The sequence below is a fragment of the Amycolatopsis sp. TNS106 genome (genome assembly GCF_019330265.1).
Taxonomy (GTDB): Bacteria; Actinomycetota; Actinomycetes; order Mycobacteriales; family Pseudonocardiaceae; genus Amycolatopsis; species Amycolatopsis lurida.
The window spans coordinates 3,107,594-3,129,514 of sequence record NZ_CP024972.1 but is presented as its reverse complement, the minus strand read 5'-3'; the positions used below and the strand labels follow the sequence as shown (position 1 = coordinate 3,129,514).

Here is a 21,921-nt window from a genome sequence, read left to right as displayed (position 1 = left end):
TTCAGCGGTCGGCGCGCGCCGCCACGAGATCCGCGACGAAGGCCCGATAGGCCTCGTCGCGATCCGGCGCGCGCAGCACCGCAGACGGGTGCACGGTGGCGACGGCGGTGGTGGCGAACTCGGCGAGATCGATCCGCTCGCCGCGGCTCCGGGTGATGCGGAAGTCGTCGCCCAGCAGCGCCTTCGCCGCCGTCGCGCCGAGGAAGATCAGCAGCTCCGGGCGGACCGCCGCCAGTTCGGCGTGCAGCCACGGACGGCAGGCGACGATCTCGGTCTTGGACGGTGTCTTGTGGATCCGCCGTTTGCCGCGTTCGTCCCGCTTGAACTTGAAATGTTTGACCGCGTTGGTGACGTAGATCTTCCGGCGGTCGAACCCCGCCTCGTCGAGGGCCCGGTCGAGCAGCCTTCCGGCCGGTCCGACGAAGGGGGCGCCTTGGCGGTCCTCCTGATCGCCGGGTTGCTCGCCGACCACCATGATCTCCGCCGAACGCGAGCCTTCGCCGAAGACGGTCTGGGTGGCGTCGCGGTACAGGTCGCAGCCGCGGCAGCCGGACGCCGCCGAACGAAGCCTGTCCAGATCCGCGGTCTCGGGCGGATCCGCCCCGGGTGCCTTGGTCGCCATGGCGCCCGGATTCCCCACCCGGTCGCGGGACAAACCGGTTATGCGCGGGGCGCGGTGGGTAGCCCTCGATCATGGTGACTTCGACCGAACCGGCCACCGCTTCCGTCCAGGACACCGTGCGTGTGGCGCTGCGGGTCGTCCTGCCCACGCTCGCCGGCGGCGTGATCAAACGGCGGCCGCTGGGGATGGCGGCGGCACAGAAACTCCAGTTCGATCGCTCCGCCGTGCGGCTGCTGGGGCGGCTCCGGTCCCATTACGGTCCTGGCCCGCTGCGGCTGCGGGTGCCCGGCCGCACGATCGACCTGGCGCTGTCCGGGGAGGACGTCGGCGAGGTGCTCGCCGCCGCGCCGGTCCCGTTCAGCCCGGCGACCAAGGAGAAGAGGGCGGCGCTGGGGCATTTCCAGCCGCACGGCGTGCTGATCTCGGACGCGACGGAGCGGGTACCGCGCCGCCGATTCAACGAGGACGTCCTCGAACCGGGGAAGCCGCTGCACGACCTCGCCGCGCCCTTCGCCGCGGCGATCGCCGAGGAGGCGGCGTCGCTCTGGGACGGCGGCACGCTGGACTGGGACACCTTCACCGTGGCCTGGTGGCGGATGGTCCGCCGGGTCACGCTCGGCGAGTCCGCGGCGGGCGACGACGAACTCACCGACGCGCTCGCCCGCCTGCGGAAAGACGCGAACTGGGCGTACGCGCACCCCCGGCGCGACCGGCTCCACGACCAGTTCCGCACCCGGCTCATCGGTCACCTGGAACGGGCGGAGCCGGGGAGCCTCGCCGAAGCCATCGCGTCGGCGGGCCCGTCGGGTGAGCGGACAATGGACGTCGTGGCCGATCAGGTCGCCCACTGGCTCTTCGCGTTCGACGCAGCCGGGATCGTCACCTTCCGCACGCTGGCGCTGCTGGCCACCCACCCCGACGCACGGGAACGCGCCGGCGAAGAGGTCGCGACCGCCGACCTGACCGCGCCCGGCCAATTCGCGTACCTGCGTGCCTGCGCCCTCGAATCGGTCCGGCTGTGGCCCACCACGCCCGCGCTGCTGCGCGAGAGCACGGCCGAGACCGCCTGGGGACCCGCGGGGACCACGGTGCTGATCTTCACCCCGTTCTTCCACCGCGACCCCGAATCCCTGCCCTACGCCGACCGGTTCGAACCCGGGATCTGGCTGGACGGCAGCGCGGCGGCCAATCCGGCGCTCGTCCCGTTCAGCGCCGGACCGGCCATCTGCCCCGGCCGGGACCTCGTGCTGTTCTGCGCGAGCACGATGCTGGCGCACTTGATCAAGGACCAGCGGTGCGAACTGGTCTCCGGTGCCGTCCTCGGGCCGGAGCGGCCGCTGCCCGCGACGCTCGACAACTTCCACCTGAAGTTCTCGGTGGTCTAGTCTTCGACCCATTCCAGCAGGTCGCCGGGCTGGCATTCGAGTACCCGGCACATCGCTTCGAGGGTGCTGAACCGGACGGCCTTGGCGCGGCCGTTCTTCAGCACCGCCACGTTCGCCGGGGTGAGCCCGACGAGTTCGGCGAATTCGCCGACACTCATCTTGCGCTTGGCCAGCTCGACATCGATGCGGACGACGATCGGCATCAGATCACCTGTTCCATGTCCGACCGCAGGGTGGTGGCCTGCCGCAGCAACGTGCGCAGCACGACCATGAGAAGGCCCAGTACGGCGACGCCGATCAATGCCAAGAACAACAGCAACGGCAGGCCAGGGTCTTCGGCGTTGAAGCCGACGTAGAGGAACACACCCGCAAGTACCACCCAGCCGGCGAGGATCGCCCACACGATGGCGTCCACCCATCTCAGGGAAGCCTCGGTGAAGATCCGGTCCTTCTTGACCAGCGTGAGCAGATGCCAGGTGGCGACGACCACGACCTGGACGCACAGCACCCAGAAGATGGAGACCGCCGTCGCGGGCCAGCGCAAGTACGCCATTTCGGGGTCCTGCCGGGCCATATGCGCGAACTGCCCCGGCAGGGACATGGTCTGGAAGAGGACGAGGACCCCGAACAGCAGCACGAGGAACACTCGGAGAGGCGCGACCGCCCGTTGCCCTGTGATCATGCGTCGAGTTTCGCGCGTTATCTATCGAAAGTCAATCGGTAGCGCTCGGTTGTCGATGGATGGCGGGCTTCGGGTGCCCCGGTCGCGACACGCCCCGCCGCTGGTCGGTGCCGCTCAAGAGCCGGCGCGCAGATCGAGCCGCATCAGCCACCGCGGTCTCCGGTCCGAGCGCGCCTCGGTCTCTTCGGCGAGCGTGAACCCCGCGGCGGCGAACAGTCCGATGGTCCCGACGCGTGCCGCGGACGAGTTGATCCGTCCCTCGCCGGGATCGACCGCGGGGTGGATCCGGAAATCGGGCATACGGGGACCTTGAAGCGATGTTCGGAAAATCGCTCACCGCATTCGGTGAACGAGGTTGAATTTTTGGTGTGCGAAGGAATTCACCCGGCGGTAGTCCAGCCGTTGTCGCGCCGGGAGGCGTCTGCCAGGATGCTCGTGACCCGACCAGAAGGAGCGTTCCCATGGCTTCCCGTCTCAATCCCTATCTCAGCTTCGCCGGTGACGCGCGGCAGGCCATGGAGTTCTACAAGTCGGTGTTCGGCGGGGAACTGATGTTGAATACGTTCGGCGAGTCCGGTATGGCCGGAACGCCGGCGGAGGACCAGATCATGCACAGCCAGCTCGATTCCCCGAGCGGCTACACGATCATGGCGTCGGACACGCCGCCGGGAATGGAGCACGATCCCGGTACCAACGTGTCGATCAGTCTCAGTGGCGACGACGGCGAGGAATTGCGCGGATACTGGGAGAAGCTCTCCGCCGACGGCACCGTTTCGGTCCCTCTCGAAAAGCAGATGTGGGGCGACGAATTCGGCGCCTGTATCGACAGGTTCGGCATCTCGTGGATGGTGAACGTCGTTCTGTCCTGAGGGCATCCGGCCGGTCGTGAGTGATTCGGGTCGTTCTCGTGACTGAACGGACGACACGCGTGATCAGGCGGACGACACGCGTGTCTGGACGGACGACACGACCGCGGCCGGGATCCGCCGCGATCAGGCGCGCCGGAACTGCGGGGCGTCCACCTCGGCGCGCCGTCGCCCGAGAAGGACGGCCCGCCGCCGCTTGCGAAACCACTCTCTGAAGCCACGCCCTCGTTGATTGTTCTTCCCGAATCAAGGGTTCCGGTCAACCCGCCCCCGGGATGTAGTAGCCCGCGACGGAGCGACGGGCTGGTGGGGAGAGGGAATGAGCTCAGCGGAGGGTGTTGTCCTGGTGATCGGCTGCGGGATGCGGCCGTACCGGGAGTACCTGTTGGCGTCGGCCGGGCACCGGCATCCCTTGTGGTTGTTCAACGGGACCGAACCGACCTGGCAGGAGCGCCACATCACCGGCGCGACGGTGCTGGACACACAGGACCAGGACGCCGTGCTGGCCGCGGCCCGGGCGCTGAACGCGACCACGCCGGTGCTCGGCGTGGTGTCCTGGGACGAGGCACTGATCGTGGCGGCGGCGCATGTCGCGGACGAACTCGGGGTGCCGGGTCCCGGGATCTCCGCGATCGAAGGCTGCCGTGACAAGTGGTTCAGCCGCCGGACGCTCACCGCGGCCGGCGTCGCGCAGCCCGATTTCGGGTTCGTGCACGACGACGACCAGGCCGTCCGCGTGGCCGAACGGATCGGATACCCGGTCGTGGTCAAACCGCGCGGGGGCGGGGCCAGTATCGGCGTCAGCCTCGCGGAAGACGCCGAGGCGGCGCGGAAGGCGTTCCGGACCGCGGAGGACGCCAGCTTCGGCGGCTCTCCCGCCTACCAGGGCGGGGCGCTGGTCGAGGAGTACCTGAGCGGCCCGGAGATCAGTGTGGACGGTGCCGTCGTGGACGGCGAGTACACGCCGATGTTCGTGGCCCGCAAGACGGTCGGCATGCATCCGTACTTCGAGGAGCTCGGCCACCTGGTCAGCTCCGCGGACGCACTGCTCGCCGACCCCGCCTTGCGCTCGACGCTGGCCCGCGCGCACAGCGCGATCGACTTCCGGTACGGCATCACGCATACCGAACTCAAGCTCACCGAACGCGGGCCGGTGATCGTGGAGATCAACGGCAGGCTCGGCGGCGACCTGATCCCGTTGCTCGCCAAATTCGCGACCGGGGTCGACCCGGGCGCGGCCGCGGTCGACGTCGCGCTCGGCATGCGTCCCCATATCCCGCACGAGGCCGAGCCCCGGTGGGTCGGCGTGCGGTTCGGTTACCCGAAACAGGATTGTGTCGTCGAGTCCGTGTCCGTTCCGGATACCTTGCGGAACAACGGGATCCTCGCCGCGGACGTGCTCGTCGAGCCGGGCGCGCGCCTGCGGCTGCCGCCGGCGGAGTTCATCTCGAGGCACGCGTACGTGATCTGCGCGGGCACCGACCCCGAAGACTGCGAAGCGGTGCTGGACAAGGCCATGGCCCAAGTCCGGCTGACCGCGCACCCCCTGTTGCCCTCGGTGGCCGCCGGCGCCTGACCGCGCACCGGCACCGCACCACACCTTCCCAGCACTCTCAACGATGGCGGAGCAAACAAATGGCGAACCGTGATGTCGAGCTGCTCGCAGTCGGAGCAGGACCGTCCAACCTGGCGCTCGCAGTGGCACTGGAAGAGCTCGCGCCCGGCCTGGCCCGCGAATCGGTCCTGCTCGAACGGGACGAAGAGGTCTCCTGGCAGCGGGGCATGCTCCTGCCGGAGGCGCTGTCGCAGGTCTCGTTCCTCAAGGACCTGGTGACCCTGCGCAACCCGCGCAGCCGCTTCTCGTTCCTGAACTACCTGCACGCGACGAACCGGCTCAACGAATTCGTGAACATGGGCAGTTTCGTCCCGTACCGGGTGGAACTCGCCGACTATCTCAAGTGGACGGCCGACTCGCTTTCCCTGGTGGACCTGCAGCGCGGCCGGGAATGCCGCGAGATCACTCCCGTGTGGACGGACGGCACGCTCACCGGCTGGGACACTCGCGTCGCCGACGGCGAGGTCATCCGCAGCCGGTACCTGGTGGTCGGCGCCGGGCGCGACGCGCGGATCCCCGACCTGCTCCGCACGGTGAACCAGGATCGCGTCATCCACAGCACGCAGTACCTGCCGAGGATCGCCAAGCTGCGCAAGGACCTTCCGTACCGCGTCGCGGTGATCGGCGCCGGGCAGAGCGCGGCGGAACTGTTCAGCTCGGTGCAGAACGATCTTCCCGAATGCAAGCCGACGATGGTGATGCGCTCGATCGGGCTGAACTACTACGAGAGCAGCAAGTTCAACAACGAGCTGTTCTTCCCGTCCCATGTGGACAAGTTCTTCGAGGCGCGGCCGGAAGCGCGCGAGCAGATGCTCAAGGAGATGCACCACACGAACTACTCCGGGCTGGCACCGGGGACGATGGACGCGCTCTACCGCTCCGTCTACCTGGACCGTCTTTCCGGCCGGTCCCGGCTCAAGATGATCACGATGAACGACATCACCGACGCCCGTGACGAGGGCGAGGAGATCGTGCTGGAGCTGACCGACCGGCGCACCGGGGAGATCCAGGAACTGCGGACCGATCTCGTGCTGCTCGGCACCGGTTTCTCCCCGGAGATGCCGAGGATGGTCCAGGAGATCGCGAAGTCGATCGGCCTGTCGGAGATCAAGGTGACCCGCGACTACCGGCTGGAGATCGACCAGCCCGCCACCGCGGCCGTCTACCTCCAAGGCGTCAACGAGGCCACGCACGGCATCGCGGACTCGCTGCTGAGCGTCCTCGCCCCGCGGGCCAACGACATCCTGCAGGACATCCTCGCCCACCGCGGAGAGAACCCTTCGGTGCCACCGCAGCCGACGTCGGAAACCGCCCCCATCGTCGCCACCCGCTGACCCACGAGAAGGAAGAGAACGTCATGGAGATCCGTCCGCTTGAGCGGGAAAAGATGGTCTTCGAGAACGGCGCCTACGGCCAGCGGCTCCTGCCGTGGGCGGCACTGAACGCGCCGTTCGAAGGCGCCTGGGTGACGGTGCCGGCGCACGGCGCGACGGGTGCGCATTCCCACCACGAGTACGAGATCTTCATCGCCGTCAGCGGCGAAGCGGTCGTCGAGTCCGGGGGAGAGCGCAGGGCCTTCCGGCCCGGCGACATCGAATTCCACAAGCCCGGCACCGAGCACCGCATCCTCAACGACGGTGCGGAGGACTTCGAGATGTACGCGATCTGGTGGGACTCCGACATGACGGTGAAGTTCGCCGCCCGGCACGAGGCGGAGGCGTGAGCATGACCGACCAGCGACCGGTGGTGATCATCGGCGGCCCGCCGACGTCCAACGGGGATCTGCACATCGGGCATATCGCCGGCCCGTACCTCGGTGCCGACGTGCACCGGCGATACCTGCGCGCGGCGGGCCGCGAGGCCGTGTTCGCCTCCTGCACCGACGACAGCCAGACGTATCTCGTCACCAGCGCGGCCAGGGTCGGGCTGACGCCGCCCGAACTGGTGGAGCAGTCGACGGAGAACATCCAGCGCACCTTCAAGGCGATGGGCGTCGAGGTCGATGGCTTCTCGCCGACCGACGAAGGCTACAAGGCGCTGGTCTACGACTACGTCAAGCGCCTGTACGACAAGGGAAAGCTTCGCCTGCGCAAGGTGCGGCTGCCCTACAGCGAGAGCACGAGCGAGTTCCTGGTCGAGGGTTTCGTCGGCGGTGGCTGCCCGACGTGTCTCGCCGACAGCCGCGGCGGATTCTGCGAGGGTTGCGGGCATCCGATCGACTTCGACGCGCTCATCGAGCCGTACTCGGTGCTCGACCCGGCCGACGAGGTGACCTACCGCGAAACCGAGATCATGGTCTTCCCGGTCTCGGAGTACCGCGAACAACTCCTCGCCTATTACGAGGAGCGCGGCCCCGCGTGGCGGCCGCACGTGCTCGGGCTGATGCGGGAACTGCTCGCCGGGCCGTTGCCCGACTTCGCGATCACGTACCCGGTGAAATGGGGCCTGCCGGCGCCGTTCCTCCAGACCCCCGGGCAACGGCTGAACGCCTGGGTCGAGGGGATGCCCGCCTCGATGTACTGCACCGAGTACGCGTTGCGGCGCAACGGGAAGCCGAAGGCCGCCGATGACGACGCCTGGCTCGCGGAGAACGATGCGCGGGTCGTGGTGTTCATGGGGTTCGATCCGCTGTTCACCTGGGGTGTCGTCCACGTCGCGGAGCTGATCGCCCTCGAAGGCCGCTACGTCCTTCCGGACACCCTGCTCGTCAACGAGTTCTACGAGCTGGAGAACGAGAAGTTCTCCACCAGCAAGGGGCACGTGGTCTGGGCCCGTGAGCTGGCGGCCGAGGTGCCCCGCGACATCGCGCGGTTCCACCTCAACCTCACCGCCCCCGAGTTCGCGCGGACCAACTTCTCCCGTGCCGCGCTGGAGAAGGTCGCGGGGGAGCGGCTGGTCGCGCCCTGGAACGAACTCGCCGAGACCCTGGCGAAACTCACCGCCGAGGTCGGCGGCGAGAACGGCTCGCTCCCGGTGTCGACCGAAGCCACGGAACGCGCGGCGGCGATGGTCTCCCGGTTCGCGTTGAACTACGAACTGGAGGACTTCAGCCTCAGCCGTGCCGCCGATCTGGTGGTGCAGCACGTCGAGCGCCTGCGCGCGGCGACGGAACGCACGCTCAAGGGCAATCTCGACCAGGAGATGCTCCGCGCGCGGCTCGGTGATCTCTTCCTCGAACTGCGGGCGTTGATCGGCTGTGCCTCGCCGATCCTGATCGACCTCGCCGGGCGTGCCGCCGAAGCGGGCGGATTCGAACCCCGGATCACCGCGGCCGCCTTCGACGTCACGCACACCACGGCTTTCCCCGTGCCATCACTGGAATTCCCTCCGACGAGCGAGGTCTGACCCACCATGTCACTCGACAGCACCCTCTCCGCCGACGCGGCCCGGAGTTCCCGGCTCGCCGAACGCCTGCTGGTCCCGGCGGGCTTCATCACCACGGCGGGCAACGCGTTCCAGATCACCGCCGCCGCGATCCTGGTCTTCCACGCCGAGCAGACCACCCTGGCGGTCGGCTGGCTGTTCATCGCGGTGTCCATCCCGCAGGTCGCGCTCGCGGTCATGTTCGGGAAACTGGTCGACAAGGTCGACCGCCGGATGCTGTGCGTGGCGGCGGACCTCGTGAGCGCGATGACCGCGTTCGCGCTGCCGGTGTGGCTGTGGATCGGCGGCCCGGCGAACCTCGGCTCCTACATAGCGAACTTCATGCTCGCCTGCACCGCGGCGTTGTTCATGCCGGCCAGCAACGGCCTGATCAAGGAACGGATCCGGGACGAGCGGCTCGGGAAGTTCAACTCCCACTTCGAGATGGCGAGCAACTCCGGGATGCTGCTGGCGTCTTCGCTCGCGGGCTTCCTGGTGATCTGGTTCGGCGCCACGCCGTTGTTCGTGTTCAACTCGCTGAGCTTCGTCCTGTCGGCCGTGCTGGTCTACGCGATCGGCCGCAAGCCCGCCAAAGCCCCGGTGGTGGAGGAGATCACGGCCACCGACCCGTCGGCGCCGGTCGAGGTCCCGGTGCGGCAGCCGATCAAGCGGCTCGCGCTGTTGTACGCCAACGGCAACATCGGCCTGATGGTCGCCAACGTCATCCTGACGACGCTGATCCTGCAGACCTTCGACCAGGGCGCGTGGATGATCGGCGTGGTCGACGCGCTGGCCGGGGTCGGGTTCATCGTCGGCGCCGCCGCGTACGGCAAGGTCAGCAAGCGGTTCAAGGGGATCCATCTCGCGGTGCTCGGCACGCTCGGGAACCTGATCTGCCTCGCGATCCAGCCCCTGCACTACATCGCGCTGATGGCGGCGATCCCGTTCGCCGGGTTCTGCTTCGCGCAGGGGCGGATCGCGGCCCGCACGCTGCTGATGCGGGCCAGCCCGGAGGAACGTGTCGGCCGCATCTTCGGCGGCACCCAGGCCCTCGGCCTCGGGCTCGGCGTCGGCGCGACGGTCGCGTTGTCCTCACTGGCGGACGCGACGACGGTGCCCTACGCCTTCTGGGGACTGGCGATCCTGCAGGGCGCGATCGTGATCGGCACCTACTTCAGCTTGGCGAAACCGCTGTCGGCGCAGGAGAAGCGGCCGGCGGAGGTTCTCGAGGCGACCGCCGCCTGAGCGCGGCCGACATGCGGAGGAAGCGAAAGTCATGACGGACAAGCCGATCAAGGGTGGCGTCGCCACCTGGGCCTGCCTTCCCGGGTTCCCGCCCGCGGTGATCTTCCCCTTCACCCCGGGCGAGCGCTTCGGCGTGCGGAGCCTCTACGAGTTCCAGATGCTGATGTACCGGCCGCTCTACTGGCTGGGCCGGGACGGCGCGCCGGAGATCGACTGGGACCTCAGCGTCGGCGAAGAGCCGGTGTGGGACGAGACCGGCCGCACATGCACGGTCCGGATCAAACCGTGGAAGTGGTCCAACGGCGAGACGGTCTGCGCGGACAACGTCATCTTCTGGATGAACATGCTGAAGGTGAAGGGGCCGAGGTTCGGCGCCTACTCCGAGGGCTATTTCCCGGACAACCTGGTTTCGTTCGGGAAGGTCGCCGACGACACCGTGAGCTTCACCTTCGACAAGGCGTACTCGAAGAACTGGGTGCTGCTGAACCAGCTCACGATGATCACGCCGATGCCGAAGGCGTGGGACCGCACCGCGGACGGCCCGGCCGACGCGACACACGACATCGATCAGGCCGAAGCGGTCTACGAGTTCTTGATGGCGGAGAACGGCGACGTCGTCGAAGAGGACAACTCGCACCGCACGCGCTGGGCCGACAGTCCCGTGTGGAGTGTCGTGAACGGGCCGTGGCGCCTCAAGAGCTACACCGAGGAAGGCGTCGTCACCTTCGTCCCGAACGAACACTACAGCGGGCCGAACCCGGCGCATCTCGACGAGCTGCGCCAGGTCTCGACGACGTCGGACGAGCAGCAGTACGAACTGCTGCAGTCCGGTGACGTCCAGGTCGGCTTCCTGCCGCCGGGGATGGGCGTCCAGCCCGACGGCGACCCGACGCAGGGCGGCCCCAACCCGCTCGGCGACGGTTTCCAGCTGGAACCGCAGATCCTGTTCAACATCAACTTCATGGCGGTCAACTTCAGCAACCCGACCGTCGCCGGGAACATGATCAGGCAGCCCTACGTCCGGCAGGCGCTGCAGAGCTGCTTCGACCAGGAGTACGGGGCGCGCGAGGTCTACCAGGGTTACGGCTGGAGCCAGACCGGGTCGATCCCGGTGCTGCCCAAGAGCGACCTGGTGTCGCCGAAGATCGCCGAGCGCGGCGGGTTCTGGCCGTTCGACCTGGAGAAGGCGCGTCAGCTGCTCTCCGACAACGGCTGGGACGTCAGCGCTTCGCCCGCGGTGTGCGTACGCCCCGGCACCGGCCCCGGTGAAGCGGGCGAGGGCATCCCGGCGGGCACGGAGCTGAGCTTCTCCCTGCGCTATTGGGAAGGGCGGCCGTCGCTGGCGCGGCTCATGGCGCAGTTCCGGGACGACGCGGCCAAGGCCGGGATCGAGATCCGCCTCGAAGAGGTGATGGGGTCGGTCCTGGTGGCGGAGGACGGCCCCGGCGAGAAGCGGATGTGGCAGTTGTCCTGCTGGGGCGGCGGCTGGGTCTACAACTATCCGACCGGGGAGAACCTCTTCCAGAGCGGCGCCGCCTGCAACTTCAGCAACTGGCGCGACGCCAAGGCGGACGAGCTGATCGCGAAGACCGTCACCACCGACTCGCTCGAAGCGCTGTACGAGTACCAGGAGTACATCGCCGAGCAGGCGCCGGTGATCTTCATGCCGACGTTCCCGCGGCGGCTCTTCGAGGTCGCGGGCAACCTGCGCGGGTTCTCGCCGATCAACCCGTACGGCTTGATCAACCCCGAGAACTGGTATTACGTCGAGGAGCAGTCATGACGCGGCCGGTGGTACTGGTCGGGTTCGTGGCCGCCGCGCTGGGTTCGTCCATCAAGGACTTCCAGCCGGACGGATCGGTCATCTTCGTCGAAGAACCCGACGTCGTCCGCAAACGCGACGCGCGCAAGACGGTGGCCGGTTCGGCGCTGGTGCGCGAGCTGATCGAGTGGGAGTTCCACCTGCCCGGCAAGGCGGACGAGTTCTACCACGTCCACCACGACCTCGACCCGGCCGCCGTCGTCCCGCTGACCGAGTACGCGACCCCGTTCGCGGCCCGGCTCGCGGAACGCTACGGCCTGCCGGGCGCGGGGTTCGGCGCGGCGCAGATCCTGCGGGACAAAGCGGTGCTGCGCCTGGTCAGCCGGGCGGCGGGGATCGCGAACCCGGCGTCGGCGCGCGTCGAAAGCCCGGCGCAGGTCCGCGAGTTCATGGCGCGGCATCCGGGCAAGACCGTGCTCAAGCCGGCGAACCGGCAGGCGTCGGTGGGGACGCAGGTGCTCACCGATCCGGTGGAAGCCGAGCGGGCGTGGGCGAACTGCGTCGTGCAGGACGAGGGGATCTTCGTCCCGGACCGCGCGATGGAGCTGAAGATGCTGGCCGAGAGCTTCGTCGAGGGTGACGAGTACAGCGTCGAGATGCTGCTGAGGGACGGCGAGCCGTTGTTCGCCAACGTCACCGGCAAGCGGCTGTTCCCCGGGCCGCGTCCGATCGAGCTCGCGCATATCGTCCCCGCCGACATCCCGGACGCGCTGACCACGACGCTGACCGAGGAGACCCGCCGGCTCACCGGCGCGGCCGGGTTCCGCACCGGGATCGTCCACTGCGAGTGGATCGTCTCGGACGGTGTCCCGTACCTGGTCGAATGCGCAGGCCGGTTCGCGGGCGACGGCATCATCGAACTGATCCAGCGCGCCTATCCGGTGGAGCTGAACCGCGCCTACTTCTCGGTGATGAAGGACGAACCGGTCGCGGACGTGTTGCCGCGCAGGGCCGAAGGCGGTGCCGCGGTCCGGTTCCTCTCGATCGAACCGGGCCTGATCGAGGACGTGCGCGGAGTGGAGAAGGCGTCGCAGGCCGAAGGCGTGTTCCTGTGCGACGTCAGTGTCTCGGCGGGCGACCGGTTCGACGGGCTGCGCAGTTCGTGGGACCGCGTCGGCGATCTGATGGTGACCGCGGGCAGCCCGGCGGAGGCGGCACGCCTGGCCGAAGAGGCGGTCGCGCTGATCGAGATCGACGTGCGGCCGGACCGAGGAGAGAGGGAGAGCGCCGCACCATGACCATCGAAGCCGTCCAGTCCACGCTCCCGGCCGCCGGTCTCGACGTGCTCGTCACCGGGCTCTCGTCCGACGCGCACACCTGGAACCTGGTGTACCTGGAGCTGTTGCTGGAGGAACTGGGCTGCCGGGTCACCAACCTCGGCGCCTGCGTCCCGGACACGACGATCGTGCGCGAATGCGTCACCCGGCGGCCGGACCTGCTGGTGATCAGCAGCCTCAACGGGCACGGCCGCCAGGACGGCGTCCGGTTGATGGAGACCTTCCGCGCGCGGGCGGAGCTGGTCACGATGCCGGTCGTCATCGGCGGGAAGCTCGACGTCACGGGCGGCAGCAACGCGGCGCGGCTGCTGGAGGCCGGCTTCGACGCGGTGTTCGAGGACTCCGGCGGGCTGACGCCCTTTCGGACGTTCCTCCGCACCCTGTCCGTGCGCGCCCCCGGTGTCCCCCTGGGCGCGGGATGAGCGTGCTCACCCCGCGGCGGGGACATTCGTTCGGCGAGGTGGTCGCGCGCCACCATGCCCGAGGTGACCTGGTGGTCCAGCCCCGGATGGGTTTCGCGGATCCGGGGCGGATGACCCGGGGACTGCTGGCGACCAGGGCGGCGCGGGCCGCGACGGTCGGCACGATCACGATCGACAGCTACACCAGGGTCGGCGACCACGAGGCGGCGCGCGCGGCGCTGGCGGCCGGTGCCGATCTCAACGGGTACCCGCTCGTCGACCACGATCCCGCGACGACGGCGGCGTTGCTCGACGGCGTGCTGACCGGGGATTTCCCGGTTCAGGTCCGGCACGGTTCGGCGGATCCCCGCCGGATCGTCCGGGCGCTGCTGGACTTCGGGCTGCACGCGACCGAGGGCGGCCCGGTGTCGTATTGCCTGCCGTACAGCCGGATGCCGCTTTCGGCGGCCGTCGACAACTGGCGGCGCTCGTGCGAAACGCTGGCCGAGGCCCGCGGTCCCGAACTGGAGCCGCACCTGGAGACCTTCGGCGGCTGCATGATGGGCCAGCTGTGCCCGCCAGCGCTGCTGGTCGCGCTGAGCGTGCTGGAGGGGATGTTCTTCTGGCGGCACGGGATTCGCTGCCTGTCCTTCAGCTACGCGCAGCAGACCCACGCCGGGCAGGACGAGGAGGCCGTCGCCGCGCTGCACGCGCTGATCGGGGAATACGTGCCGCACGCGCGGACGCATGTGGTGATCTACGGCTACATGGGCGTGCATCCGAGGACACCGGGCGGCGCGCTGGAGCTGATCGCGGAGTCCGCGCGACTGGCCGCCCGCACCGGCGCGAGCAGGCTGATCGTCAAGACCACCGCCGAAGCGCACCGGCTGCCGACCGTGGCGGAGAACGTGACCGCGCTGGAACACGCGGCCGAAGCCGCGCGGGGGGTGTCCCGGATCGGCAGGCTCGGTGACACCGGGATCCACGCGCAGGCGAAAGCGTTGGTGGACAACGTTCTTTCGCTCGACACCGATCTCGGCAGGGCACTGGTCACCGCGTTCGCGCGGGGGCAGCTGGACGTCCCGTTCTGCCTGCACCCGGACAACGCGGGCCGTGCCCGCGGGCGGCTGGACGCCGGCGGCCGCCTGGAGTGGCAGCGGATCGGCGCGATGCCGCTGGGCGACCTCGTCGACCTGCCCGCGGAACGGCGGATGACCTCGGGCGATCTGCTGGACGCGCTCCGGTACGTCGAGCGCTCGTTCGACGAGAAGTACGGGTTGCCGGGAATCGAGCCCGTGAACCGACTGACACAGGGGAGTAGGACATGACCGGACCATCGGAGGCGGCGCTGCCGCCGGGCACCCGCGAGCATCTGACGTCACCGGTGACGCAGGCGGCGTTGCGCATCCAGAACAGCATCACCGCGGGCACCCGCGAGTATCTCGGCATGAACGGGTTCGTGGAACTGCAGCCGCCGCTGATCGGGCCGGTCACCGACCCGGGATGCCGCGGTGCCAAGCAGGTCGACGTCGACTACTACGGGCACAAGTACAAGATGATGACCAGCGTCATCCTGTACAAACAGGCTTCGCTGCTCGCGTTCGACAAGATCTTCTACGTGGCCCCGAACGTGCGGCTGGAGCCGCTGGAGACCTCGACCACCGGACGGCATCTGGTCGAGTTCACCCAGATCGACGTCGAGGTCGCCCGTGCCAGTCGCGAGGAGGTCCTCGATATCGCGCAGGGGCTGTTGCGGCACGTGGTCTCCCACACCCTGCGAGAGTCCAAAGTGGACCTCGCCACGCTGGGCCGGGACCAGGCGGCGTTCACGGCGCTGCTGGAAGAGGACTTCGAGCGGATGACGCACCGCGAGGCGGTGTCGCGGCTGCAAGGTCTTCGGCACGGGCAGAGCGCCGACGCGGAGATCGACTGGCAGGGCGAGCGGATCATCTCGGAGCAGACGAACCGGCCGTTCTTCATCGTCGACTACCCCAAGGGCTCGCGCGGGTTCACCGACGGCGAGTCCAGCACCGAACCGGGAGTGCTGCGGAACTTCGACCTCATCGCCTCGGACGGGTTCGGGGAACTGTGCAGTGGCGGTGAGCGCACGCACGAGTACCGACGGTTGATCGAGCGGATGCGGGAGACGGGGGAGAACCCGGCGAAGTACGCCTGGTACCTCGACCTCGCGCGCGAAGGGCTGCCGCCGAGCGCGGGCTTCGGGATGGGGTTGGAGCGGGTGACGCGGTACATCGCCGGGCTGGACGCGATCTGGCAGGCCAACGCGTACCCGAAGTTGCCCGGGATCGCGACGCCGTGATCACCGCGCGGCAGCTCCCGGAGGACGCGATCCGGGCCAGGGCGAGGGAAGGCAGCGCGGCGATCTTCCCCGACGTCGCGGGGTATGGCCGGTCGCTGTTCGGCGCGGACGCCGGCACTCCGCCGGACGAACTCGACCGCGCGCGGATCGTGCCGCCGGTGTTCGTCCCGCGGCGTCTGGAGAAGATGTTCGATCTCGCGCGCGAACCGGTGTACGGCGACGTCGGACTCTCGACCGTCCTGGGCGGGTTCACCGCGCCGTCGCCGGTGTTCCTGTGCGCGTTCGGGTCCACGCAGGTGGCGGGCAGCGGGCTCGGCATCGCCGCGAGCGAGCAGGCGGGCAGGCTCGGGATGCCGATGGTGATCGGCGAGAACGTCGTCCCCATGCACGGATACGGCCGGATGGGCGAAAGCGCCGAAGACGGCCTGCTCGGCCGCATCCGCGCGTACGCCGATGCCGTGCCGGACGGGCTGGGCGGTGTCGTCGTGCAGCAGAGCACCGAAGACGCCGACGCGGAGGTGTGGAACCTCGTCTACAGCGACCCGTCCGCGACGAAACTGCTGGATACCGGGCGGCTGGCGTTCGAGCTCAAGGTGGGCCAGGGCGCCAAACCGGGACTCGGCGGGATGACCGTGCTCTCGCGCACGGCCGCCGGCGAGATCGCCGAGCAGTACACAGTGGACGAAGCCTTCGGCAGGGATCAGGCCATGGTGCTGCGGTCCAGCAGCCCCGGCACCTTTACCGGGGAAATCCTGCGCCAGCAGATCCACCTGATGCGCAACAACTACCCACGGGCCCGCGCCTGGGTGAAACTGCACCCGGGCCGCGACGTCGGCGAGGCGGCGCGGGTCGCGTGGGCGGCGGGAGCGGACGCCGTCACCGTGGACGGTGCCGAGGGCGGCACCGGCTGGGCGCCGTCGGTCTTCCTCGACCAGGTGGGACTGCCGCTGGTGGAATGCCTGCGCCGGGTCGGCAAACACGACGCGTCGCTGCTGGTGTCGGGACGGATCTGGGAAGGCGCCCGTGCGCTGAAGTGCCTGGCGATGGGCGCTTCCGCGGTCGGCCTCGGCCGGGCGGCACTGCTCGCCGTCGACGAGGACGCGGACGAAGGGCTCGTGCGGCTGGTGCGGTGCCTCGAACTCGAACTGCGGTTGCTCGCCAGCGCGCTCGGGAAATACGACCTCGCGGATCTGACCACGGACGACCTTTGGTTCCCTGGTTCATCGGCACGGACGGAGCAGGACGAATGATCAACTACGACGGGAAACGGTTCCGCAAGGTCAGCACGGATCCGAACGCGCCGGTCACCCTGTACCGGCAGAAGGACGATCTGGTGTGGGCCGAGCTGAGCGGCGGCGGGGTGCGGCTCGGCTCGCTGACCGGGAAATGCGGCGAGGACGGCACGATCGACATGGCCTACACGATGGTGCTGGCCAGCGGGCAGGTGATCGCGGGGCACAGCACGAACACGCCGGAGTTCCTGCCGGACGGGCGGATCCGGCTGAACGAGGTGTGGGAGCGGTACGGGAGCCCCGGCTCTCGCGGAACCTCCGCCATCGAAGAGGTGGCCGAGTAGCTTCGTTTGCGCGTGAAGGCCCCCTTCCCTCGGCTCAGCCGAGGGAAGGGGGCCTTCACGCGCGTTCGGGGTGCGCCTGGATCGACCGGCGGCGGCCGTAGCGAGGACCGAACTCGCGTGCTTGGAGCCGTAACACACGTGATTGGAGGCGTAACTCGTGCACCCGGCCGTCTTACGCCTCCAGACACGCGAGTTACGGCTCCAAGCACGCGAGTTACGCCTCCGGACACGGCCCGGGCCGGGGCGGCACGGGATTTCTACCGGCGTCCGTCGCCCGAAAGGCGAATTCACGCGACCGAAAAGGGCAATCGAGGGGGCTGAACGGCGCACGCCGAAAGGAGCAGTTCAGCTCGGGTTCTTTTCCAGGTATTCCGTCCAGACCTTCTTCGGCACGCACATTCGCCACGAGTCGACGACGAGTTCTCGTAACTCTTCGTAATCGATCGCGGACAGCCGGACGCGGACCCACTGATAGCGCATATCGGATGGAATCGGCATCATGAACTTGTCCGGCTCGCCCGCCACGAGCGCTTCCCGCTCCTCTTTGGGATAGCCGAATCCCATCACGGTTTCGTCCGGCGAGAGCGAAAGAAAGACGATTCGCCCCACGCGGAACTTCGCCCGGTCACGGACCAGTGCCTCATAGGCACGAGGCAGGTCCGAAACGATCCGTCTGACGTCATCCCCGGTTACCATTTTTCCACCATTCTCCGCTGTCTGTTCCCCAGTCACTCTTGGCGCCCATGGTGAAGGCGACGTAGAGGTATTCGTCGAGGATCTTCGCCAGTGACACGGGCCTGCCCATCAGTGCGGGGATCTCGCCCCCGCCGTCCCCCGCCTCGGCGATCACCGCGGCGGCCCACGCGCGGCCGAGGCGCAGGTGCGCGCCGAACGCGGCGTCGTCGCGGGCACCGTGGAGGGCGGCCGCGATGGCGGCGTCCCACGGCATGATCGTGTTGGGCCGCAACGCATACAGCGCCTTGGCCGCGGCGGTCGGGCCCAGCGTACGCCTGGTCCGTCCCGCTGAGACGACGACACCCGCGAGATCCGCGTAGGCCTTCGCGGCGGTGTCGATCTCCGCGTCCGTCAGGCCGGCCAGGTCGGCCGACGGGAGCGTGGTGCCCCAGGTCTCCCACCAGGCCCGGACGCCGTCGTCGAAGGGGGCGGGTTCGCCGTCCCGCGGGTACCGGATACGGCATCCCCACGAGTTCAGCCAGCGAAGAAGAATTGTGCGATGCGCGGGCTGTGACAGGTCGATCGCGGAGTGCGTTTCCTCAAGCAGCCGAAGCCAAGAGGCGTCCACATTCGCGAAGCCGTTGAACACTTCGGCGGCCCGCCGGAGTTCGGCGAGTGGGGGCAGGGGGTCAGACATGGGCGAACCCTATCCGGTGCCACCAAGGGGGTGAATTTCCACGTCCAACTATTGGACTTTGTACATTGAGTCACCTATTTGTATCTGCTGCATCCTTCATTGGTCCTTTAGGGTTGTGGCCAGGAAGGCCACAAGGATGTCGGTCACGCAGCGCGATTGCGTTACCCCATCCAGGGGAGGGAGAGGGCATGGGCAGACCCGAGCGACCGTTGGACGGCTCCACTGGTCCGATCGCCGCATTCGCTCACGATCTGCGCGTTTTGAGGAACCGGGCGGGAAACCCGAGTTACCGGGAACTCGCCAGGACCGCACTGTTCGCACCTTCCGTGCTGTCCAGCGCGGCGAGCGGCCACCGTTTGCCGACGCTCGCCGTGACGTTGGCGTTCGTCTCCGCGTGCGGTGGGGACCGTGCGGTGTGGGAACGGCGTTGGCGCAGTGTCGCCGGACAGCCGGGGACCTGCGCCGAGACACGGGAAGACCGTGCGGCCGAGACTCCGCCGGACGGCGCGCACGCGACGGCATCCGGCGTCGTCCGCCTCGCCCGTCCGGCCCAGCTGCCCATGGGATCGAGGATTTTCGTCGGCAGGGAAAGGGATCTGGCCGACGCCGCCGAGATGATCGGGGCGAGCGGGCCGGTCAAGGTACCGTTGCTCGTCAGCGGCCCGATCGGGGTGGGGAAGACGGCTTTCGCCTTGCGGCTGGCGGAAGAGGTGGCGGCGGACTTCCCGGACGGGCAGCTGTACGCCGACCTGGGTGACAGCGGCTCCGGCGGCCGGTCGGCCAACGGGATCGTGCGCGGGTTCCTGCGCGCGCTCGGCGTGCCCGCCCATCTGGTGCCCGACGATCCGATGCAGCGGGTCGGGCTGTACCGGTCCCTGCTGGCGGAGCGCAGGTTGTTCGTGCTTCTGACGGGCGTCCGGGACGAGGGGCAGGTGCGGCCGCTGCTCGGCCAGGCGCCGCACAGCCAGGTCGTGGTGACCAGCCGCGCCCGGCTGCTCGGTTTGGAGGACACGAACCGTATCGAGCTCGATACGTTCTCCCGCAAGGAATCGCTGGCCTTGATCGGCCGGATCGCCGGACCGGGCCGGGTGCGGGCGGAGCACGACGCCACCGACACGATCGCCGAACTGTGCGGGGATCTTCCGCTGGCGGTGAACATCGTCGGCCGCAAGATCGCCGCGCGCCCGGAATGGGCGATCGCCTACACCGCGGGCCAGCTCGCCGATCGCGAACGGCTCATGGACAACCTCTGCGTCGGTGACGTCAACGTGCGGGACCGGTTCTCCGCGGCGTACGACCATCTCTCGCCCACCGAACGGGAGGCCATCCAGCACTTCGGGCAGAGCGGGGCGGGCTGGACGACGTCGATCGGCGTCGCCGCCGCGATGGGCATCATGATCGAGACCGCCGACGAACTCCTCGAATCCGTGGTGGACGCCGGACTTCTCCAGCGCGCCAACGTCGCCGGCCGCTACGCGGTGTCCCGGTTGGTCAGTGCGTTCGCCGCCGAACGGCAACGCGAACCAAGCCCGTTGGCCGCCGCCGTCTCGATGGCGGGCCGCAGGACGCGCAAGAACGCGTTCGAATCGCTGCGCCACGAGGCGGTGCGCACCCTGCCGGGCGGCTCGTCCGAAGGTTGATTGTTCTCCCCGCGCGGCGCTTCCGGTCAACGGGCCGCGCGGCTTGAATGAGTCGACGAATGAAGGCGAGCGAAATTCGGTGACACAATGCTGATTCTGTCGATGAAAGAGGGTCACGATGGCGGGATCGTGGCGATCGAGGACGGCAAGCTGCTGTTCGCGCTGGAGTCGGAAAAGGACAACTACCCGCGCTACGACCGGATCACCGGCGAGCTGATGGCGCGCGCGGCGGGCATGCTCGACAAGCAGCCCGACGTGGTCGCGCTCGGCGGCTGGGTCAAGGGGGAGTTCTCGGTGGAACCGCCGTCCCGCACCGGATACTTCGGTGTCGGCGAGGGCGCGATCTCCGACGAGGCAGGCAAGTTCTTCGGCAAGGACGTGCGGTACTTCTCCTCGACCCACGAGCGCTCGCATATCTACACCTCCCTCGGGATGGCCCCCGCGGCACCCGGCCAGGCGTACTACTCCCTGGTGTGGGAAGGGAACATCGGTGACTTCTACCGGATCGACGAGCGCGGCGAGGCCACGCACCTGCAGCACGTCCTGACCGACCCCGGCGCGAAGTACGCGTATCTCTTCGCGCTGGCCGACCCGGGTTTCCCGCTGGGCAAGGGGAAGTTCCGGTTCAACGACGCCGGCAAGCAGATGGCGCTGACCGGGTTCGCCGAGCCGGGCCCGCTCACGCCGGACGAGCAGAAGACCATCGACTTCATCCTCGACCGCGACGGCATCATCCTCGGTCTGTCCAAAGAGGAGATGTCCTGGTCCCATCTGTACAACGCCGGTGTCTGGTCGCAGGAATACCGCAACGCGGCGGCGAAGCACTCGCAGGCCATCTTCAACCGGTTCTACGACTACGCCGAGAAGAACCTGACCGAAGGCCTGCCGTTGCTGATCTCCGGCGGCTGCGGGCTGAACTGCGACTGGAACCGGTTGTGGCGGGAGAGCGGCCTGTTCTCGTCGGTGTTCGTGCCGCCGTGCCCCAACGACAGCGGTTCCGCGCTGGGCACGGCCATCGACGCGCAATGGTTCTACACCGGGCAGGCGACCATCGAATGGGACGTCTACGCGGGGGAGAACTTCGTCGAGGACGTCGTCCCGGATCCCGCCAAGTACGAGACGCGGCCGCTCGTGGCGAGTGAGGTCGCGAAGTATCTCAAGGACGGCAACATCATCGGCTGGGCGCGCGGCCGGTACGAGATGGGGCCGCGGGCGCTGGGCAACCGGTCGATCCTGGCCGCACCGTTCACCGTGGACACCACCGTGCGGCTCAACAAGATCAAGCGCCGCGAGGACTACCGACCGATCGCCCCGATCGCGCTGGAATCCGACGCCCCCCAGTGGTTCGTCGGCTCGGTGCAGGATCCGTACATGCTGTACTTCAACCACGTCACGTCCGACGAGTTGAAGGCCATCACGCATGTCGACGGCACCGCGCGCACCCAGACGGTGACGCGGGAGCGCAACGCCGGCATCACCGACCTGCTCGAGGCGTTCCGTGAGCAGACCGGGTTCAGCGTGCTGTGCAACACGTCGCTGAACAACAACGGGCGCGGTTTCCTCAACCGCACCAGCGATCTCATCGAGTACGGGGAGACGTACGGCCTCGACGGCTACGTCATCAACGACACGTTCGTGACCCCGCGCGCCTCCTGAAATCCTTGCCCGACGGGGGCAAGGCCCGGATGCCACCACCCAGCAGTGGCATCCGGGTACCTCGTGGTGCCCGAACGAA

22 protein-coding genes are annotated in these 21,921 nt (G+C 68.5%); 16 read left to right on the top strand and 6 right to left on the bottom strand.

Annotated elements, in window-relative coordinates; genetic code table 11:
- Window position 1: 1 nt before the first annotated feature.
- Entirely contained in the window at window positions 2-622 is a 621-nt protein-coding gene (locus CVV72_RS14050) for a UdgX family uracil-DNA binding protein (RefSeq protein WP_219152858.1), read from the bottom strand.
- A 71-nt stretch (window positions 623-693) separates the two neighbouring features.
- On the opposite strand from CVV72_RS14050, the gene CVV72_RS14045 reads away from it, so the two are divergent.
- Window positions 694-2,007, top strand: coding sequence for a cytochrome P450 (locus CVV72_RS14045; protein WP_219152857.1), 1,314 nt, complete (start codon window positions 694-696; stop codon window positions 2,005-2,007).
- Here CVV72_RS14045 and CVV72_RS14040 read toward each other — a convergent pair.
- From CVV72_RS14040 to CVV72_RS14030, 3 genes are all read right to left on the bottom strand, one after another.
- Window positions 2,004-2,210 carry a helix-turn-helix transcriptional regulator gene (locus CVV72_RS14040; protein ID WP_034319648.1) on the bottom strand — a complete coding sequence of 69 codons (207 nt, stop codon included), beginning with the start codon at window positions 2,208-2,210 and terminating at the stop codon, window positions 2,004-2,006. The genes CVV72_RS14045 and CVV72_RS14040 overlap by 4 nt on opposite strands.
- Window positions 2,210-2,689, bottom strand: a complete 480-nt coding sequence (locus CVV72_RS14035) for a DUF2975 domain-containing protein (RefSeq protein ID WP_219152856.1) — start codon at window positions 2,687-2,689, stop codon at window positions 2,210-2,212. The genes CVV72_RS14040 and CVV72_RS14035 overlap by 1 nt, the downstream gene beginning before the upstream one ends.
- Before the next feature lie 114 nt (window positions 2,690-2,803).
- Complete coding sequence (locus CVV72_RS14030) at window positions 2,804-2,989, bottom strand: hypothetical protein (RefSeq protein ID WP_219152855.1); 186 nt, start codon at window positions 2,987-2,989, stop codon at window positions 2,804-2,806.
- Window positions 2,990-3,150: 161 nt separating this feature from the next.
- Here CVV72_RS14030 and CVV72_RS14025 point away from each other — a divergent pair, with 161 nt between their 5' ends.
- The 13 genes from CVV72_RS14025 (at window position 3,151) to CVV72_RS13965 (ending at window position 17,174) form a co-directional block, all read left to right on the top strand.
- Entirely contained in the window at window positions 3,151-3,558 is a 408-nt protein-coding gene (locus CVV72_RS14025; RefSeq protein WP_219152854.1) for a VOC family protein, read from the top strand.
- A 316-nt stretch (window positions 3,559-3,874) separates the two neighbouring features.
- A complete protein-coding gene (locus tag CVV72_RS14020; RefSeq protein ID WP_219152853.1) occupies window positions 3,875-5,131 on the top strand; it encodes an ATP-grasp domain-containing protein in 1,257 nt (418 codons plus the stop codon).
- 59 nt (window positions 5,132-5,190) lie between these two features.
- A complete protein-coding gene (locus CVV72_RS14015) occupies window positions 5,191-6,504 on the top strand; it encodes a lysine N(6)-hydroxylase/L-ornithine N(5)-oxygenase family protein (RefSeq protein ID WP_219152852.1) in 1,314 nt (437 codons plus the stop codon).
- Window positions 6,505-6,527: 23 nt separating this feature from the next.
- Window positions 6,528-6,893 carry a cupin domain-containing protein gene (locus tag CVV72_RS14010; protein ID WP_037344297.1) on the top strand — a complete coding sequence of 122 codons (366 nt, stop codon included), beginning with the start codon at window positions 6,528-6,530 and terminating at the stop codon, window positions 6,891-6,893.
- Window positions 6,894-6,895: 2 nt separating this feature from the next.
- Complete coding sequence (locus tag CVV72_RS14005; protein WP_219152851.1) at window positions 6,896-8,515, top strand: class I tRNA ligase family protein; 1,620 nt, start codon at window positions 6,896-6,898, stop codon at window positions 8,513-8,515.
- A 6-nt stretch (window positions 8,516-8,521) separates the two neighbouring features.
- Window positions 8,522-9,778, top strand: coding sequence for an MFS transporter (locus CVV72_RS14000; protein WP_219152850.1), 1,257 nt, complete (start codon window positions 8,522-8,524; stop codon window positions 9,776-9,778).
- Between the two features lie 31 nt (window positions 9,779-9,809).
- Window positions 9,810-11,561: an ABC transporter substrate-binding protein gene (locus CVV72_RS13995; protein WP_219152849.1), complete on the top strand. Its 1,752-nt coding sequence runs from the start codon at window positions 9,810-9,812 to the stop codon at window positions 11,559-11,561.
- The gene (locus CVV72_RS13990; protein WP_219152848.1) at window positions 11,558-12,838 is read left to right on the top strand and encodes an ATP-grasp domain-containing protein; all 1,281 of its coding nucleotides are present in this window, start codon (window positions 11,558-11,560) and stop codon (window positions 12,836-12,838) included. The genes CVV72_RS13995 and CVV72_RS13990 overlap by 4 nt, the downstream gene beginning before the upstream one ends.
- Entirely contained in the window at window positions 12,835-13,299 is a 465-nt protein-coding gene (locus CVV72_RS13985; protein ID WP_219152847.1) for a cobalamin B12-binding domain-containing protein, read from the top strand. The genes CVV72_RS13990 and CVV72_RS13985 overlap by 4 nt, the downstream gene beginning before the upstream one ends.
- Entirely contained in the window at window positions 13,296-14,606 is a 1,311-nt protein-coding gene (locus CVV72_RS13980) for a methylaspartate mutase (RefSeq protein WP_219152846.1), read from the top strand. Before CVV72_RS13985 ends, CVV72_RS13980 begins: the two co-directional genes overlap by 4 nt.
- Complete coding sequence (locus CVV72_RS13975; RefSeq protein WP_219152845.1) at window positions 14,603-15,598, top strand: asparagine synthetase A; 996 nt, start codon at window positions 14,603-14,605, stop codon at window positions 15,596-15,598. The genes CVV72_RS13980 and CVV72_RS13975 overlap by 4 nt, the downstream gene beginning before the upstream one ends.
- A complete protein-coding gene (locus CVV72_RS13970) occupies window positions 15,595-16,848 on the top strand; it encodes a glutamate synthase-related protein (RefSeq protein ID WP_219152844.1) in 1,254 nt (417 codons plus the stop codon). The genes CVV72_RS13975 and CVV72_RS13970 overlap by 4 nt, the downstream gene beginning before the upstream one ends.
- Window positions 16,845-17,174: a hypothetical protein gene (locus CVV72_RS13965; RefSeq protein ID WP_219152843.1), complete on the top strand. Its 330-nt coding sequence runs from the start codon at window positions 16,845-16,847 to the stop codon at window positions 17,172-17,174. Before CVV72_RS13970 ends, CVV72_RS13965 begins: the two co-directional genes overlap by 4 nt.
- A gap of 345 nt (window positions 17,175-17,519) precedes the next feature.
- Here the strand turns inward: CVV72_RS13965 and CVV72_RS13960 are convergent, their stop codons facing one another.
- Both CVV72_RS13960 and CVV72_RS13955 read right to left on the bottom strand, forming a co-directional pair.
- Entirely contained in the window at window positions 17,520-17,870 is a 351-nt protein-coding gene (locus tag CVV72_RS13960; protein WP_219153951.1) for an MmcQ/YjbR family DNA-binding protein, read from the bottom strand.
- Entirely contained in the window at window positions 17,854-18,546 is a 693-nt protein-coding gene (locus CVV72_RS13955) for a hypothetical protein (RefSeq protein ID WP_219152842.1), read from the bottom strand. Before CVV72_RS13955 ends, CVV72_RS13960 begins: the two co-directional genes overlap by 17 nt.
- Before the next feature lie 188 nt (window positions 18,547-18,734).
- Here CVV72_RS13955 and CVV72_RS13950 point away from each other — a divergent pair, with 188 nt between their 5' ends.
- Both CVV72_RS13950 and CVV72_RS13945 read left to right on the top strand, forming a co-directional pair.
- Window positions 18,735-20,186, top strand: a complete 1,452-nt coding sequence (locus CVV72_RS13950) for an NB-ARC domain-containing protein (protein WP_219152841.1) — start codon at window positions 18,735-18,737, stop codon at window positions 20,184-20,186.
- A gap of 87 nt (window positions 20,187-20,273) precedes the next feature.
- A complete protein-coding gene (locus CVV72_RS13945) occupies window positions 20,274-21,842 on the top strand; it encodes a carbamoyltransferase C-terminal domain-containing protein (protein WP_219152840.1) in 1,569 nt (522 codons plus the stop codon).
- Window positions 21,843-21,921 lie beyond the last annotated feature (79 nt).

Bases quoted from the DNA above. Each gene is read 5' to 3' on its own strand.
- CVV72_RS14010 (WP_037344297.1), top strand. From the start codon at position 6,528: ATGGAGATCCGTCCGCTTGAGCGGGAAAAGATGGTCTTCGAGAACGGC.
- CVV72_RS14000 (WP_219152850.1), top strand. From the start codon at position 8,522: ATGTCACTCGACAGCACCCTCTCCGCCGACGCGGCCCGGAGTTCCCGG.
- CVV72_RS13975 (WP_219152845.1), top strand. From the start codon at position 14,603: ATGACCGGACCATCGGAGGCGGCGCTGCCGCCGGGCACCCGCGAGCAT.
- CVV72_RS14045 (WP_219152857.1), top strand. From the start codon at position 694: ATGGTGACTTCGACCGAACCGGCCACCGCTTCCGTCCAGGACACCGTG.
- CVV72_RS13995 (WP_219152849.1), top strand. From the start codon at position 9,810: ATGACGGACAAGCCGATCAAGGGTGGCGTCGCCACCTGGGCCTGCCTT.
- CVV72_RS13960 (WP_219153951.1), bottom strand. From the start codon at position 17,870: ATGGTAACCGGGGATGACGTCAGACGGATCGTTTCGGACCTGCCTCGT.
- CVV72_RS13945 (WP_219152840.1), top strand. From the start codon at position 20,274: ATGCTGATTCTGTCGATGAAAGAGGGTCACGATGGCGGGATCGTGGCG.
- CVV72_RS13955 (WP_219152842.1), bottom strand. From the start codon at position 18,546: ATGTCTGACCCCCTGCCCCCACTCGCCGAACTCCGGCGGGCCGCCGAA.
- CVV72_RS14040 (WP_034319648.1), bottom strand. From the start codon at position 2,210: ATGCCGATCGTCGTCCGCATCGATGTCGAGCTGGCCAAGCGCAAGATG.
- CVV72_RS14035 (WP_219152856.1), bottom strand. From the start codon at position 2,689: ATGATCACAGGGCAACGGGCGGTCGCGCCTCTCCGAGTGTTCCTCGTG.
- CVV72_RS14020 (WP_219152853.1), top strand. From the start codon at position 3,875: ATGAGCTCAGCGGAGGGTGTTGTCCTGGTGATCGGCTGCGGGATGCGG.
- CVV72_RS14015 (WP_219152852.1), top strand. From the start codon at position 5,191: ATGGCGAACCGTGATGTCGAGCTGCTCGCAGTCGGAGCAGGACCGTCC.
- CVV72_RS13950 (WP_219152841.1), top strand. From the start codon at position 18,735: ATGGGCAGACCCGAGCGACCGTTGGACGGCTCCACTGGTCCGATCGCC.
- CVV72_RS14025 (WP_219152854.1), top strand. From the start codon at position 3,151: ATGGCTTCCCGTCTCAATCCCTATCTCAGCTTCGCCGGTGACGCGCGG.
- CVV72_RS13980 (WP_219152846.1), top strand. From the start codon at position 13,296: ATGAGCGTGCTCACCCCGCGGCGGGGACATTCGTTCGGCGAGGTGGTC.
- CVV72_RS13985 (WP_219152847.1), top strand. From the start codon at position 12,835: ATGACCATCGAAGCCGTCCAGTCCACGCTCCCGGCCGCCGGTCTCGAC.
- CVV72_RS13990 (WP_219152848.1), top strand. From the start codon at position 11,558: ATGACGCGGCCGGTGGTACTGGTCGGGTTCGTGGCCGCCGCGCTGGGT.
- CVV72_RS14030 (WP_219152855.1), bottom strand. From the start codon at position 2,989: ATGCCCGATTTCCGGATCCACCCCGCGGTCGATCCCGGCGAGGGACGG.
- CVV72_RS14050 (WP_219152858.1), bottom strand. From the start codon at position 622: ATGGCGACCAAGGCACCCGGGGCGGATCCGCCCGAGACCGCGGATCTG.
- CVV72_RS13965 (WP_219152843.1), top strand. From the start codon at position 16,845: ATGATCAACTACGACGGGAAACGGTTCCGCAAGGTCAGCACGGATCCG.
- CVV72_RS14005 (WP_219152851.1), top strand. From the start codon at position 6,896: ATGACCGACCAGCGACCGGTGGTGATCATCGGCGGCCCGCCGACGTCC.